The organism is Rhizomicrobium sp. (assembly GCA_037200985.1).
GTDB lineage: Bacteria > Pseudomonadota > Alphaproteobacteria > Micropepsales > Micropepsaceae > Rhizomicrobium.
The window spans coordinates 758394-773136 of record JBBCGJ010000001.1; the positions used below are offsets into that span (position 1 = coordinate 758394).

The 14743-nt window shown below is 66.9% G+C and carries 14 protein-coding genes; 4 read left to right on the forward strand and 10 right to left on the reverse strand.

Going from position 1 to position 14743, the window contains the following annotated elements:
• Nucleotides 1–11 precede the first annotated feature (11 nt).
• From lpdA to WDN01_03390, 10 genes are all read right to left on the reverse strand, one after another.
• Nucleotides 12–1406 carry a dihydrolipoyl dehydrogenase gene (lpdA, locus tag WDN01_03345; GenBank protein MEJ0025042.1) on the reverse strand — a complete coding sequence of 465 codons (1395 nt, stop codon included), beginning with the start codon at nucleotides 1404–1406 and terminating at the stop codon, nucleotides 12–14.
• Nucleotides 1407–1492: 86 nt separating this feature from the next.
• Nucleotides 1493–2770: a dihydrolipoamide acetyltransferase family protein gene (locus WDN01_03350; GenBank protein ID MEJ0025043.1), complete on the reverse strand. Its 1278-nt coding sequence runs from the start codon at nucleotides 2768–2770 to the stop codon at nucleotides 1493–1495.
• Between the two features lie 2 nt (nucleotides 2771–2772).
• Nucleotides 2773–3786, reverse strand: a complete 1014-nt coding sequence (locus tag WDN01_03355; protein MEJ0025044.1) for an alpha-ketoacid dehydrogenase subunit beta — start codon at nucleotides 3784–3786, stop codon at nucleotides 2773–2775.
• A gap of 3 nt (nucleotides 3787–3789) precedes the next feature.
• A complete protein-coding gene (locus WDN01_03360; protein MEJ0025045.1) occupies nucleotides 3790–5022 on the reverse strand; it encodes a thiamine pyrophosphate-dependent enzyme in 1233 nt (410 codons plus the stop codon).
• Between the two features lie 165 nt (nucleotides 5023–5187).
• On the reverse strand, nucleotides 5188–6348 hold the full coding sequence (pobA, locus tag WDN01_03365; protein MEJ0025046.1) for a 4-hydroxybenzoate 3-monooxygenase: 1161 nt from the start codon (nucleotides 6346–6348) through the stop codon (nucleotides 5188–5190).
• A 7-nt stretch (nucleotides 6349–6355) separates the two neighbouring features.
• Nucleotides 6356–7429, reverse strand: coding sequence for a 4-oxalomesaconate tautomerase (locus tag WDN01_03370; GenBank protein ID MEJ0025047.1), 1074 nt, complete (start codon nucleotides 7427–7429; stop codon nucleotides 6356–6358).
• Nucleotides 7430–7432: 3 nt separating this feature from the next.
• Nucleotides 7433–8128 carry a 4-carboxy-4-hydroxy-2-oxoadipate aldolase/oxaloacetate decarboxylase gene (locus WDN01_03375; protein ID MEJ0025048.1) on the reverse strand — a complete coding sequence of 232 codons (696 nt, stop codon included), beginning with the start codon at nucleotides 8126–8128 and terminating at the stop codon, nucleotides 7433–7435.
• 81 nt (nucleotides 8129–8209) lie between these two features.
• Complete coding sequence (locus WDN01_03380) at nucleotides 8210–9943, reverse strand: ATP-binding protein (GenBank protein MEJ0025049.1); 1734 nt, start codon at nucleotides 9941–9943, stop codon at nucleotides 8210–8212.
• A gap of 125 nt (nucleotides 9944–10068) precedes the next feature.
• Nucleotides 10069–10929 carry a class III extradiol dioxygenase family protein gene (locus WDN01_03385; GenBank protein MEJ0025050.1) on the reverse strand — a complete coding sequence of 287 codons (861 nt, stop codon included), beginning with the start codon at nucleotides 10927–10929 and terminating at the stop codon, nucleotides 10069–10071.
• Between the two features lie 2 nt (nucleotides 10930–10931).
• Nucleotides 10932–11282 (reverse strand): protocatechuate 4,5-dioxygenase subunit alpha, encoded by a 351-nt coding sequence (locus tag WDN01_03390; GenBank protein ID MEJ0025051.1) that lies wholly within the window; start codon nucleotides 11280–11282, stop codon nucleotides 10932–10934.
• 148 nt (nucleotides 11283–11430) lie between these two features.
• Here WDN01_03390 and WDN01_03395 point away from each other — a divergent pair, with 148 nt between their 5' ends.
• Genes WDN01_03395 through WDN01_03410 form a run of 4 tightly spaced genes read left to right on the forward strand, consistent with a single transcriptional unit; the run spans nucleotide 11431 to nucleotide 14640 of the window.
• Nucleotides 11431–12453 (forward strand): amidohydrolase family protein, encoded by a 1023-nt coding sequence (locus tag WDN01_03395; protein ID MEJ0025052.1) that lies wholly within the window; start codon nucleotides 11431–11433, stop codon nucleotides 12451–12453.
• A gap of 53 nt (nucleotides 12454–12506) precedes the next feature.
• Complete coding sequence (locus tag WDN01_03400; GenBank protein MEJ0025053.1) at nucleotides 12507–13373, forward strand: amidohydrolase family protein; 867 nt, start codon at nucleotides 12507–12509, stop codon at nucleotides 13371–13373.
• Nucleotides 13370–13765 carry a protocatechuate 4,5-dioxygenase subunit alpha gene (ligA, locus tag WDN01_03405; protein ID MEJ0025054.1) on the forward strand — a complete coding sequence of 132 codons (396 nt, stop codon included), beginning with the start codon at nucleotides 13370–13372 and terminating at the stop codon, nucleotides 13763–13765. Before WDN01_03400 ends, ligA begins: the two co-directional genes overlap by 4 nt.
• Entirely contained in the window at nucleotides 13765–14640 is an 876-nt protein-coding gene (locus WDN01_03410; GenBank protein MEJ0025055.1) for a class III extradiol dioxygenase subunit beta, read from the forward strand. The genes ligA and WDN01_03410 overlap by 1 nt, the downstream gene beginning before the upstream one ends.
• Nucleotides 14641–14743: the final 103 nt, after the last annotated feature.

Consider the following 14743-nt stretch of genomic DNA (forward strand, 5'->3'; position numbering starts at 1 on the left):
GCTCGCTGCTTTCAGATGTGGATGGCGTGACCGAGCGCGCGCAGGGCGGATTCGTGGAACGCCTCGCCCAGCGTCGGATGGACATGGATCGTCCCGGCAATGTCCTCCAGCACCGCGCCCATTTCCAGCGCGAGCGAGAATTCGTTCGACAGTTCGCTGACATGCGCGCCGACCGCCTGGATGCCCAGCACGCGATGATCGGACTTGCGCGCCAGGATGCGCACGAAGCCGCCATTGTCGCCGCCGTCCATCGACAGCGCCCGCCCGTTCGCCATGAACGGGAACACGGCGGTGATGACGTCCTCGCCCTCGGCCTCGTGCGGGCTCATGCCGGCGCTGACGATCTCGGGCTCGGTGAAGCACACCGCCGCGATGGTCATGGGATCGAAGCGTCGCTTATGCCCGGCGATGATCTCGGCGACCATCTCGCCCTGCGTGGCGGCCTTGTGCTCCAGCATCGGCTCGCCGACGAGGTCGCCCACCGCCCAGACATTCTTCATCGCCGTGCGGCACTGGTCGTCCACCTTCACGAAGCGGCCGTCCATGTCGACCGCCATGTTCTCCAGCCCCCAGCCCTCGGTCGCGGGCTTGCGCCCCACCGTCACCAGGATGTTGTCCGCCGCGATGTCGACCGTGCTGCCGTCCTTCAGCTCGGCCGCAAGCCCGTCCTTGCCGAGCCCCTTCGCCTTGGCGCCCAGATGCAGCGCGACGCCGTTCTTCTCCAGCCATTTGGCGACCGGCGCGACGAGCTGCGCATCATAGAGCGGCAGGATGCGGTCCAGCGCCTCGACCACCGTGACCTCCACGCCCAGCTTGCGGAACGCGATCCCCAGCTCCAGCCCGATATAGCCCGCGCCGACCACCGCGAGCCGCTTCGGCAGCACCGGCAGCGCCAGCGCCCCGGTGGAGGAGATCACCTTGCCGCCGAACGGCAGGAAGGGCAGCTCCACCGGCACCGAGCCGTTGGCGAGGATGACGTGCTCCGCCGCGATCGTGACCTCGCCGTCCTTCGTCTTCACCGTGCAGGTCTTGGCGTCCGAAAACACCGCCCAGCCCTCGACCACCCGCACCTTGGCGCGCTTGAGCAGCCCCGCCACGCCGGTGTTCAGCCGCTTCACGACGCCGTCTTTCCACTTCACCGTCTCGGCGAAATCGATCTTCGGCGCGGCGGACAGCGAGATGCCGTTCAGCGGCGCCTTCGCGGCATGCGCCATCGTTTCGAATTCGCCCGCGACATGGATGATCGCCTTGGACGGAATGCAGCCGACATTGAGGCACGTCCCGCCCAGCCGTTCCGCCTCCACCAGCACGGTCTCGAGACCGAGCTGGCCGCAGCGGATGCCGGCGACATAGCCGCCCGGCCCGCCGCCCACGATGAGGACCTTGGTGTTGATGCGTTCCGACATGGCAATCGTTCTTTCGAGAGCGAATAGCGAATAGCGAATAGCGAGTGGCAGGCGACCCTATTCGCTACTCGCCACTCGCTATTCGCTTAGTCCATGAACAGCGTGGCGGGATGTTCCAGCAGCGCCTTGATCTTCTGGATGAACTCCGCCGCATCGTAGCCGTCGACCACGCGATGGTCGAAGGACGACGACAGGTTCATCATCTTGCGCACCACGATCTGGCCGCCGCGCACGACGGGACGCTCGACGATCGCATTCGGCCCGATGATGCCGACCTCCGGATAGTTGATGACCGGCGTGGTCGCCACCCCGCCCAGCGCGCCCAGGCTGGTGATGGTGATGGTCGAGCCGGTGAGATCCTCCTTCGACGCCTTGTTCTCGCGCGCCGCCGCCGAGACGCGCGCGACTTCGAGCGCGCTGTCCCACACATCGCGGGCCTCGGCATGGCGCACCACCGGCACGATCAGCCCGTTCGCAGTCTGCGTCGCGATGCCGATATGGACCGCGGCATGGCGGTGCACCACGCCGGCCTCGTCGTCGAACCGCGCATTGATCTGCGGATAGGCCGGCAGCACCTTCACCAGCGCCCGCATCAGGAAGGGCAGCACGTTCAGCTTGGGCTGGTCGTCGCGCCTGGTCTTGTTCAGATGCGCCCGCAGGTCTTCCAGCTCCGTCATGTCGATTTCCTCGACATAGGCGAAATGCGGAATGCGCCGTTTGGAATTCTGCATGCTTTCGGCGATGCGGCGGCGCAGGCCGATCACCTTCACCTCCTCGACGCCTTCGCGCGGCGCATAGGACGTGCCGCCACCGCGCGCCGCGACGCGCCCGCCAGCGGCGATATAGGCGTCGAGGTCTTCATGGGTGATGCGGCCGGCGGGTCCGGTGCCCGGCACCAGCCGCAGATCGACGCCGCGATCGCGCGCCCGCTGGCGCACCGCCGGCGCCGCGAGCGGCCTGTCGCCTTCCTCCAGCACGAAGGTCGCGGGATGCACCGCCGCACGCGCCACGGGTTTCGCGGCAACCTTCTCCGGCTTCGGCGCCGGCGTGGCGACCGGCTTTGCCGGAGCCTCAACCTTCTTCTCCGGTGCCGCTTGGCCGTTGGCCTTGGCGTTTCCCGCGCCTTCGACTTCGAGTTCGACCAGGGGCGATCCGACCGACGCCATCTGGCCCGGCTCGCCGTGCAGCGCCACGACCTTGCCGGTGACCGGCGAGGTCATCTCCACCGTCGCCTTGTCCGTCATCACATCGACCATGTTCTGGTCTTCGTGGATATCGTCGCCGACCTTGACGTGCCAGGCCACGATCTCCGCTTCCGCCGTGCCTTCGCCGACATCGGGAAGCTTGAACACGTATCGACCCATCGTCAGGCCTCCATGGCGCGCTTCAGCGCCGCGATCACGCGCGCCGGTCCGGGAAAGTACTGCCATTCGAAGGCATGCGGGTAGGGCGTATCCCAACCCGTCACGCGCTCGACCGGCGCTTCGAGATGGTGGAAGCAGTTCTCCTGCACCAGCGCCGACAGCTCCGCGCCATAGCCGCCGGTATGGGTCGCCTCGTGCACGATCACGCATCGTCCGGTCTTCTTCACCGAATTGACGATGGTCTCGATGTCCAGCGGCACCAGGGTGCGCAGGTCGATGACCTCGCAGTCGAGCCCCGAATCCGCCGCCGAGGCCAGCGCGACATGCAGCATGGTGCCGTAGGCCAGGATGGTCACGTCGCCGCCTTCGCGCACCACCGACGCCTTGCCGAGCGGCACGGTGTAATAGCCCTCCGGCACCTCGCCGGCCGGAAGTTTGGCCCAGGTCGTGACCGGTCGGTCGGGATAGCCGTCGAACGGGCCGTTGTAGAGGCGCTTGGGCTCCAGGAAGATCACCGGATCGTCGTCCTCGATGGCGGCGATCAGGAGGCCCTTCGCGTCATAGGGCGTCGACGGGATCACGGTCTTCAAGCCGGCGACATGGGTGAACAGCGCTTCGGGGCTCTGGCTGTGCGTCTGGCCGCCGAAAATGCCGCCGCCATAGGGCGTGCGGATCACGATCGGCGCGGTGAAATCGCCCGCCGAGCGATAGCGCAGCCGCGCCGCTTCCGAAACGATCTGGTCGTAGGCCGGATAGATGTAATCCGCGAACTGGATCTCCGCGACGGGGCGCAGGCCATAGGCGCCCATGCCGATGGCGGCGGCGACGATGCCGCCTTCGCCGATGGGCGTGTCGAAGCAGCGCGTCAGCCCGTGCTTCTTCTGCAGGCCGTCGGTAACGCGGAACACGCCGCCGAAATAGCCGACATCCTCGCCGAAGGTGAGCACGTTGGGGTCCTTGGTCAGCATCACGTCGAGCGCGGAGTTGAGCGCCTGGATCATGTTCATCGCCGGCATGGCTCAGACCCCCATCTGCTGGCGCTGGCGGCGCAGATGTTCCGGCATGTCCTTGAACACGTCCTCGAACATCGTCTTCAGGCTCGGCAGCTCGCCATGGCCGAGCGTGCCGATGGCCTCCGCCTCCTTGTTCGCCGCCTTCACCTGCTCGACCGCCTCGCGGTGCGCCTCCTGCTGGCGGTCCTCGCTCCATTCGCCGAGCGCGATCAGATGATCCTTCAGCCGCTCGACCGGGTCGCCCAGCGGCCACAGCTTCGCCTCGTCGATGGGGCGGTAGCGCGAAGGATCGTCGCTCGTCGAATGACCCTCGACCCGATAGGTGTAGTGCTCGATCAGCGTGGCGCCGAGATTGGACCGCGCCCGCTCCGCCGCCCAGGCCGTCGCGGCATAGACCGCGAGGAAGTCGTTGCCGTCCACCCTGAGCGCCGGCAGGCCATAGCCGATGCCGCGCGAGGCGAAGGTCGATTCGTTGCCGCCTGCGATGCCGGCGAAGCTCGAAATCGCCCACTGGTTGTTGACGACGTTCAGGATCACCGGCGCGCGATAGACGCTGGCGAAGTTGAGCGCGTGATGGAAATCGCCTTCCGCCGTGGTGCCGTCGCCGATCCAGCTCGCGGCGATGCGGTCGTCGCCCTTGTAGGCCGAGGCCATGGCCCAGCCCACGGCCTGCGGAAACTGGGTGCCGAGATTGCCGGAGATCGTGAAGAACCCGTACGCCTTGCTCGAATACATGATCGGAAGCTGGCGGCCCTTCAGGGGATCGTGGGCGTTGGAATAGACCTGGTTCATCATCTCCAACAGCGGATAGCCGCGCGCGATCAGCAGGCCCTGCTGGCGGTAGGAGGGAAAGCACATGTCGTCGCGCTCGAGCGCGAAGGAAGCGGCGATCGCCACCGCCTCCTCGCCGGTGCACTTCATGTAGAAAGACGTCTTGCCCTGGCGCTGCGCCCGGTACATCCGGTCGTCATAGGCGCGGGTCAGCAGCATCGCCCTCAGCGCCCGGCGCAGCGTCTCGGCGTCCAGCTTGGGATTCCACGGCCCGACCGCGCGGCCCTTGTCGTCCAGAACCCGGATCAGCGCATAGGCGAGGTCGGACACGTCATGCGCCCGCGCGTCGATCTCCGGCCGGCGCACTTCGCCGGCGGCCTCCAGCTTGATGCTGCTGAAGTCGGGCGCGTCTCCCGGCCGGGCCGGCGGGGTCGGCACGCGCAGGGACAGACGGGCTCGGTTCTTCATGGGGTCTCCAGACCTAGGACTCATGCCGGCGGCGTCTTTCGTATCTCCCGTTCCGCGCGATGCTGCAATACGCCGCTGTCCGCGCAACAATCCGCGCCGATAGCCTGCCGCCGCGACAGGGAATGGCGCCGTCCCGCCACCGGCCGGACCGGACATGAAAGCCGCTCAATCCATCGGCAGTCCGACATAGTTCTCGGCAAGCGCGGCTTGGGCGTTGCGCGACCGCGCCAGATAGTCGAGCTCGGCCTGTTGGACGCGCTGGGTGAACCGCTCGTCGTCCGTGCGGTGCAGGAGATTGGTCAGCCACCAGGAGAAGCGCACCGCCTTCCACACCCGCGCCAGCGCCCTCGCGGAATAGGTCTCGAGCCCCTGGCCGTCGCCGTTGCGGTAGCGATCGATCAGCGCTTTGGACAGGTAGTGGACATCGGAGGCCGCCAGGTTGAGCCCCTTGGCCCCCGTCGGCGGCACAATATGGGCCGCGTCCCCCGCGAGGAACAGCGACCCGAACCGCATCGGCTCGGCGACGAAGCTGCGCAGCGCCGCGATGCTCTGTTCGATCGCCGGGCCGGTGACGAGGCTGTCCGCCAATTCCGCTGGCAGCCGCCGTCGCAATTCGTCCCAGAACCGGCTCTCGCTCCAATCGGCCACCGTGTCGGTCAGCGCGCATTGCACATAGTACCGGCTGCGCGTCCGCGACCGCATGCTGCACAGCGCGAAACCGCGCGTGTGATTGGCATAGACGATCTCGTCCGCGACCGGCGGCGTATCGCTCAGCACGCCCATCCAGCCGAAGGGATAGATGCGCTCATAGGTGGTCAGTGCGGCCGCGGGAATGCTCTGACGGCTCACGCCATGCGCCCCGTCGCAGCCGACGATGTAGTCGCACGCGATCTCGTGCCCGGCGCCATCCTTGGCATAGCGCACGCGCGGCGCGTCGGTATCGAAATCGTGCAGGCTGACGTCCTCCGCCTCATAGACGACGCGCGCGCCCTGCGCCGCCATCAGGTCGCGGGTGATCTCCGTCTGTCCGTAGATCGTGACGTCGCGCCCGCTCAAACCCTTCAGGTCGATGCGCAGCCGCTGTTCGTTATGCGCGATCTCGAAGCCGTCATGGACCAGCCCTTCGCGGTCCAGCCGTTCCGCGCATTGCGCGCGATGCAACAGGTCGACCGTGATCCGCTCCAGTACCCCGGCGCGGATGCGGCCCAGGACATAGTCTGGCGAGCGCCGCTCCAACAAGAAGCAGTCGATGCCGTTCAGGCTCAGCAGCTGCGACAGCAGCAGCCCCGCGGGCCCGGCGCCGACGATGCAAACCTGCGTCCGCATGAAGCCCTCAGACGGCGGCGAACACGGTCCCATCCATCAGCTTGCGCGCCGTGCGCAAGAGGGCGGAGCGGCGGATTTCGAGGCCTTTCGGTCCCGTCGAAATCTCCATCTCCACGGTGAAGAAGCCGGTCGGGTGCTCGACATCGAGCCGCAGCGGCTTTGCGTTCCGGTCGACCGCCGCGACGCCGTCCGCGACCGAGCCCTCCAGCACGCAGGCCGTCGCCACGCTGACCGCGCCGAACACGCCGATGGCCTTGTGCACGCGATGCGGAATGAAATTGCGGGTGTGCACGGCGCCGCCGTTCCGCGGCGGCGCGATCAGGCACATCTTGGGCACGGTCTTTTTCAGCGCGTCGCCGAGATTCATCTTCGGCCCCAGCGCCAGCCGGATCTTCTCGACCCGCGCCTTCAGCGCCGCATCGGCTTCGAGGTCCTCGGGATCCTCATAGCCGGTCTTGCCCAGATCGGCGGCGCGCATCAGCACCACCGGCATGCCGTTGTCGATGCAGGTGACCTCGATTCCATCGACGACATCGCGCGCATTGCCGGTCGGCAGCAGCGCGCCGCAGCTCGATCCCGCGACGTCGAGGAAATCGATGGGGATGGGCGCCGCCGTCCCCGGCACGCCGTCGATCCGCGCCGCGCCTTCGTAGTTCACCGCGCCGCCCGGCGTCTCGATCGCGGCGACCGCGATGCTCTGGGTGTTGAGCATGTTGATGCGCACCGGCGTCACGTCGCCGGTCGCCGCCACCAGGCCGCGTTCGATGGCGAAGCCGCCGATTCCCGCCAGCAGGTTGCCGCAATTCTGCGAGGAATCGACCCGCGCCTCGTCCACCACGACCTGGAGGAACAGATAATCGACATCCGCATCGGGCCGGCTCGGCGGCGACACGATGGCGACCTTGCTGGTGAGCGGATCGGCCCCGCCCATGCCGTCGATCTGCCGCGCGTCGGGCGAGCCCATGGCGCGCAGCAGGAAGCGGTCGCGCCCCGCGTCGTCGGCCGGCAGCTCGCTCTTGAGGAAATAGAGCCCCTTCGAGGTGCCGCCCCGCATCACCATGCAGCGTATGCCGGTCAGCATGGTTCAGCCCTTCGCCGCCGGCGCCTTGTCCACATAGGTGAGGCCCTTGGCCTTCAGCTTCTCGCGCATGCCGTAGATGTCGAGCCCGAGTTCGCCGGCCTTCAGCCGCGCCCGCGTCGCCGCTTCCTTGTTCTCGCGCTCGATGCTCTTCTCCAGCACGTCAGCGACCTTGGCGCGCGGCACCACGACCACGCCGTCATCGTCGGCGACGATGAGGTCCCCGGGATGGACCAGCGCCCCGCCGCACACCAAGGGCACGTTCACGCTGCCCAAAGTCTCCTTGACCGTGCCCTGCGCCGACACTGCCTTCGACCAGACCGGGAATTTCATGTCTTCCAGCGCGGCGATGTCGCGCGCGCCCGCCTCGATGATCAGCCCGCGCACGCCGCGCGCCGCCAGGGACGAGGCGAGAAGCTCGCCGAAATATCCCGTGTCGCAGGGCGAAGTCGGCGCCGCCACCAGCACGTCGCCCTCGCGGCATTGCTCGACCGCGACATGCAGCATCCAATTGTCGCCCGGCGCCAGTTCGACCGTTACCGCGGCGCCCGCGAGGAAGGCGCGGCGATAGATCGGCCGCATATAGCTGCCCATCAGTCCGGTGCGGCCCTGGGCTTCGTGCACGGTGGCGACGCCGATGCCGGCGAAGCCCGCGACGAGATCGGGCGCGGGTCGTTCGATCGACTGGACAACGATGGCCATGGATGCATCCGCAAGCGTTTCGGCGCGGAGATTGCGCCGCGGCGGACGAGCCCGTCAACGGACGCGCGGGTGCCGATGCCACTAGGCGGGAAGTGAAACCTGCGCGTCGGCGTCCGGCGGAAACTCGCCCCAGACGCGCGTGCCGCGGCCCGGCGCGGACTCGATGCCGAACGTCGCGCCATGGGCTTCGATCAGCGCCTTGACCAGCGGCAGGCCGAGGCCGGTGCCGCGGCCTTCGACGGTGACGGTATGGGCGACCTGGCCGAACGGCTGCAGCGCCTTCGTCAGGCCGTCCCGCGTCATGCCGATGCCGGTGTCCTCGACCCCCAGCCGCACGCCCTTGCCGTCCGCCGCCCGTTCCGCGAACACGGTCACGCGTCCGCCGCGTCTCGTGAACTTCACCGCGTTCGACAGCAGGTTGACGAAGATCTGCTTCACCGCCCGCTCGTCGGCCAGAAGACGGACGCCGCCGTCGACGCGCGAATCCATCGCGAGCCCGGCCTCGGTCGCCTGCGTCTCGACCATCCGCAGCGCATTGGTCGCCGTCGCCGCGATGTCCAGGTCGACGGGATTGAGCTCGAGCTTGCCCGCCTCGATCTTCGCCATGTCGAGCACGTCGTTGATGAGGCTCAAGAGGTGGCGGCCGCTGTCGTGGATGTCGTCGACATATTCGCGGTATTTGGCGGGCCGCAGCGCCCCGAAGGTCTCGTGACGGATGACGTCGGAGAAACCGATGATCGCGTTGAGCGGCGTGCGCAGCTCATGGCTCATGCTGGCGAGGAACTCGGACTTCGCCTTGTTGGCCTTGTCGGCCAGCACCTTCGCCTCGGCGAGTTCGGTTTCGCGCCGGCGCTGCTCGGTGATGTCGGCCATCGTGCCGATGGCGCGCGAGGGCAGGCCGTCCGCGTTGCGCAGGATGCGGCCCTTCAGCGTCACCACGCGTTCCACGCCGTCGCTCACGCGCCGGATGCGCACCTCCTCGTTGCGCTGCGTGTCCGCCGTGGGCGAGAACGGGCCGCCGAAGGTGGCGCTGAACCGGGCCCGGTCGTCGGCATGGATCAGTTCCAACAGAAGCTGAACGCTGGGCTTGGTCGAATCCGGCAAGCCCAGGATGGTCTTGAACTGCGGCGACCAGATGTCGTGGCCGGTCGCCAGGTCGACGTCATAGGTGCCCAGGTCGGTCGCCTCGGCGGCCAAGTGCCAGCGCGCCTCGCTGTTGCGCAGCTCCTCTTCCTTGCGGTTCTGGGCCAGCGCCAGGCGCACCAGCCGCGACGCCGGTTCGAGCAGGCCCCAATCGCGCGAGGTCGGCGCGCGCGGCTCGCGATAGTACATCGCGATGGTGCCGAGCACCGCCTCGTTCTTGTCCAGGATGGGCAGCGACCAGCAGGCGCGCAGGCCGAAGGACAGCACGAAGTCCCGCGGCCCGGCCCAGAGCGGATCGTTCGCGATGTCCCGCACGATCACCGGCGTCTTGCGGAAGGCGGCGGTGCCGCAGGACCCGGCGCAAGGTCCGATCTCGATGCCGTCGATCGCCTCGAAAAAAGGGCGCGGCAGGCTCGGCCCAGCGGCGGGCCGCAGGTGGAGGCCGTCCGCCTTCAGCAGCAGGATCGAGCACAGGGCCGGCGGCGCCAGGCGCTCGACCAGCAGGGCGATATGGCTCAGCGTCTCGCGCAGGCTGGCGCCGCCCGCCATGAGATCGATGATCTCGCCCTGCACTTCGAGCAACGCCAGAATCGGAAGTTTGGCTTTTTCGAAGTGGGGCAGTATCTCGCTGTGAGCGTCGTGGCTTGTTGCCAGCCTTCCGATCGCGGCCATCTTCCGTCTCCCTCGCGGGATGGAATTTAAGCCCGCTCGGTCAACGGCCGATTAAACGAAGCCCGACTAATCCGGACAATGCCGTAAGTATAATTCCGCACCACCCATTTTGTGGTGGGAACTTTCTAGGCCGCGATGGCCGAAAGAGGCCGGTTTTCCAGCAAAAGAACGCCCGACGCCGTGTTTGAGATCGGGATGTGATAGTTGCCGTGGATTTTCGAAACCTCGCCGTTCAGCGCGCCGCGCATCGCCAGCCAGTTGACCAGCTCGACGCCCTGGGTGCCGGCCAGCTCGACCAGTTCCGCGATCGAATAGCGCGCCAGCATCTCGGGATCGCTCTGCAGCTTCTCCAGGCACATCAGATCGAACGGCTTGTTGATGAAGCCCGCCCGCGCGCCGTCGAGCTGGTGCGAAAGCCCGCCGCTGCCCACGACGAGCACGTTGGTGTCCTCCTCATAGCTCTCGATCGCGCGCCCGACGGCGCGGCCGAGCTTGAAGCAGCGCGCCGGCGAGGGCAGGGGATGCTGCACGGTGTTGATCGCGATCGGCACGACCCGGACCGGCCAGTCCGCGCCGCCCGGCCACATCAGCGACATCGGCACGGTGAAGGCGTGATCGACCGCCATCTCCTGGCAGGTCGTGACGTCGAATTCGTCGGCGACCAGCGCCTCGATCAGGTGCCAGGAAAGTCCGGGATCGCCGCGGAACGGCTTCTGCGCCGGCAGGCCCCAGCCTTCGTCGGCGTTGCGGTATTGCGCCGCCGCGCCCACCGCGAAGGTCGGCATCTTGTCGAGGAAGAAATTGAGCCCGTGGTCGTTGTAGAACGCCACGACCACATCCGGCCGCTCGCGGCCCAGCCAGGCGCGCACCGCCTCATAGCCGTCGAAGAACGGCTTCCAGTACGGCTCCTGCTGCCGGCCGGCGGCGATCGCCGCGCCGATCGCCGGAACGTGGGAGGTGCCGAGCCCGCCGATGATTCTCGCCATGATTATCTCCCCGCCGCCGCCAGCCTGGCCTTGAACGCCTCGACGCTGACGCCGGTCTGCTGCGCGCCCACGTCCTGCACGTTGAAACCGAATATCCCGGCGAGCTTCGCCAGATAGTAGATGTTGCCGCCCGCGGCGATCATCTCCAGCACGCTGCGCCGGCGCACGGCCGCGCGCTGCTCCTCGCCCAGGCCGAATTTCGCGCAATAGGCGTCCTCGTCCTTCAGGAACGCCGCGCGGTTCGCCGCATCGTTGAAGGAAAAGCACATCCGGTTGAGGGCATAGCCCTTCTGCGCCATGGCGCCGTCGAACAGCGTCGTTCCCGCGATGTCATGGCTTGTCGCGACGGTCATGCATGGCCTCCGGAAAATTCCGTGAAACGCTAAGCGAAGATTTCTGCGGCCGCCTTGATCCCGATCAGTGACCGCAGCGATGCGAGCGGGGTGGCTTCTGCGCCGCCGCTTTTGCTAATCTCGCGCGGGAACGAATCCGGGTCCGCATATGATCATCGACTGCCACGGCCATTACACCACCGCGCCGGCGCCGCACGACGCCTTCCGTCAGGCACAGATCGCGGCCCTGAAGGACCCGGCGGCGGCGCCCAAGGAATTGCCGAAGATCAGCGACGACCAGATCCGCGACAGCCTGGAGGGCGCCCAGCTCAAGCTCCAGCGCGCCCGCGGCACCGACGTGACGATCTTCAGCCCGCGCGCCTCGGCCATGGCGCATCACATCGGCAATGAGGAGACCAGCAAGGTCTGGTCGCGCCTGTGCAACGATCTGATCGGGCGGGTCTGCGGCCTCTATCCCGAGAATTTCGTCGGCGTCTGCCAGTTGCCGCAGTCGCCCGGCGTGCCGCCCGCCAACAGCGCCGCCGAGCTCGAGCGCTGCGTGAAGGAGCTGGGCTTCATCGGCTGCAATCTCAATCCCGATCCGTCGGGCGGCTATTGGACCTCGCCGCCGCTGACCGACCGGCACTGGTATCCGCTCTACGAGAAGATGGTCGAGCTGGACGTGCCGGCGATGATCCATGTCTCAGGCTCGTGCCATCCCGGCCTGCACGCCACCGGCGCCTATTACATCAACGCCGATACGACCGCCTTCATGCAGTTCATCGAGGGCGATCTGTTCAAGGACTTCCCGACGTTGCGCTTCGTCATCCCGCATGGCGGCGGCGCGGTGCCCTATCACTGGGGCCGCTACCGGGGCCTCGCCGACATGCTGAAACGTCCGCCGCTGGCCGAGCATGTGATGAAGAACGTGTTCTTCGACACCTGCGTCTATCACAAGCCGGGCATCGAGCTCCTGCTCAAGGTGATCCCGCTGGAGAACATCCTGTTCGGCTCGGAGATGGTGGGCGCGGTGCGCGGCATCGATCCGGAAACCGGCCAGTATTTCGACGACACCAAGCGTTACTTTGACGCGCTGGCCCTGAGCGACGAGGTCCGCGCGCAGCTGTTCGAAGGCAATGCACGGCGCGTCTATCCGCGGCTCGGCGCCGCGCTTGCGCGGGCGGCGGGGTAGAGCTTCGCCCACAGTGGGGTGGCAATGCTCCGCGGGAGGTAACAGAGGCTGCCATGGACCCCGATTATCTGCCGTTCTGCCCCAATCCGACCAGGCCGTCCTTCCGGCCGCCGCCCGGCGCGGTCGACGCGCATTGCCACGTCTTCGGTCCGGCCGCCGAATTCCCCTACGCGCCCGAGCGGAAATACACGCCCTGCGACGCGCCGAAGGAAAAGCTCTTCGCGCTACGCGGTTTCCTGGGATTTTCCCGCAACGTGATCGTGCAGGCGAGCTGCCACGGCAAGACCAACGACGCGATGGTCGATGCGCTGAAGAGCGCGGGCGGCCTGGCGCGCGGCGTCGCGGTGGTCGGAGGCGACGTCACCGACGACGCCCTCAAGACGATGGACGAGGCCGGCGTGCGCGGTGTGCGCTTCAACTTCCTCCGTCGCCTCGTGGATTCGGCCCCGCGCGACGTCTTCGCCAGGATCGCCGAGCGTGTCGCCGGGCTCGGCTGGCACATCGTGGTCTATTTCGAAGCGCCCGACATGGAAGACCTGACGCCCTTCCTCAAATCGCTGCCCACCACGGTGGTGATCGACCATATGGGCCGTCCCGACGTCTCCAAGCCGGTCGACGGTCCCGACTTCCAGCGCTTCGTCCGCCTTTTGGAGGACAATCCCAATTTCTGGACCAAGGTGAGCGGCGAGGAGCGCGTGACGCTCAAGGGCCCGCCCTATGACGACGTCATCCCGTTCAGCTCTTATCTGGTGGAGCGTTTCCCCGACCGCGTCTTGTGGGGTACGGACTGGCCGCATCCCAACATGAAATCGCACATGCCCGATGACGGCGTTCTGGTCGACTCGCTCGCCAAGATCGCCCCGACGCCGGCTCTGCAGAAGGCCCTCCTGGTCGACAATCCGATGAGGCTCTACTGGTGACCAAGACCGAAGAATACGAAGACATCCCCGGCACCGTGGTGTTCGACGCCCAGCGCGCGCGCAGGGGCTATCACCTGAACCAGTTCCTCTACTCGCTGATGAGCGCCGCCAACCGCATGGAATTTCGCGCCAACGAGCACGGCTATCTGATGAAATTCCCGATGACGGAAGACCAGCGCCAGGCGGTGATGAGGCGCGACTGGAACACGCTGCTGGCGCTCGGCGGCGTCTCCTATGCGCTGGCCAAGCTCGCCTTCACCGACGAGCACTCCTATCAATACATGGCCGCCGAGATGACCGGCATGACCCAGCAGCAATATATGGACATGATGATCGCCGGCGGCCGCTCCGTCGAAGGCTGGCGGTCGAAGAAAGCGCGGGGAGAAGCCTGATGGCCAGGATCGTCGCCGGCGTCGGCACTTCGCACACCCCCGCCATCGGCGCCGCCGTCGACAACGGCAAGACCGCCGAGCCCTATTGGGCGCCCCTGTTCAAGGGCTACGAGCCCGCCAAGAAATGGATGGAAGAGGTCAAGCCGGACGTCGTGATCATGGTCTACAACGACCATGTCAACGCCTTCGACTTCAAGATCATCCCCACCTTCGCCATCGGCTGCGCCGAGGAATTTCCCATCGCCGACGAAGGCTGGGGCGCGCGCCCCGTGCCGGTCGTGAAGGGCTACCCCGAATTCGCTTCCCATCTCGTGCAGTCGCTGGTGCTCGACGAGTTCGACATGACCATCGTCAACGAGATGCTGGTCGACCACGGCCTGACCGTGCCGCTGACCCTGTTGTTCGGCCAGCCCGCCGCCTGGCCGTGCCGGGTGATCCCGCTGGCGGTCAACGTGATCCAGTATCCGGCGCCCACCGGCAACCGCTGCTACAATCTCGGCAAGGCGATCAAGAAAGCGGTCGAGAGCTGGGACGAGGACCTGAAGGTCGTGATCTTCGGCACCGGCGGCATGTCGCACCAGATCCAGGGTCCGCGCGCCGGCCTGATCAACACGCCGTTCGACACCCGCTTCCTCGACGGATTGACGAAGGACCCCGAGGCACTCGCCAGGATTCCGCCCATCGAATATCTGCGCGAGGCCGGCAACGAGGCGATCGAGCTCGTCATGTGGCTGATCATGCGCGGCGCGCTGGGCGAGGCGGCGGAGGAGGTCTACCGCTTCTACCACGTGCCCGCCTCGTCCACCGGCGTCGGCACCATCATCATCGAGACGAAGGAATTCCACGAGCAGCGGACCAAGAAAAGTGCGGCTTAGACAAAAATACTGTCATGCCCGCGAAGGCGGGCATCCAGGCCGTCCCGCCGTGCAGGCTGCTCTGGATTCCCGCTTGCGCGGGAATGACAAATTGCAAGGATAT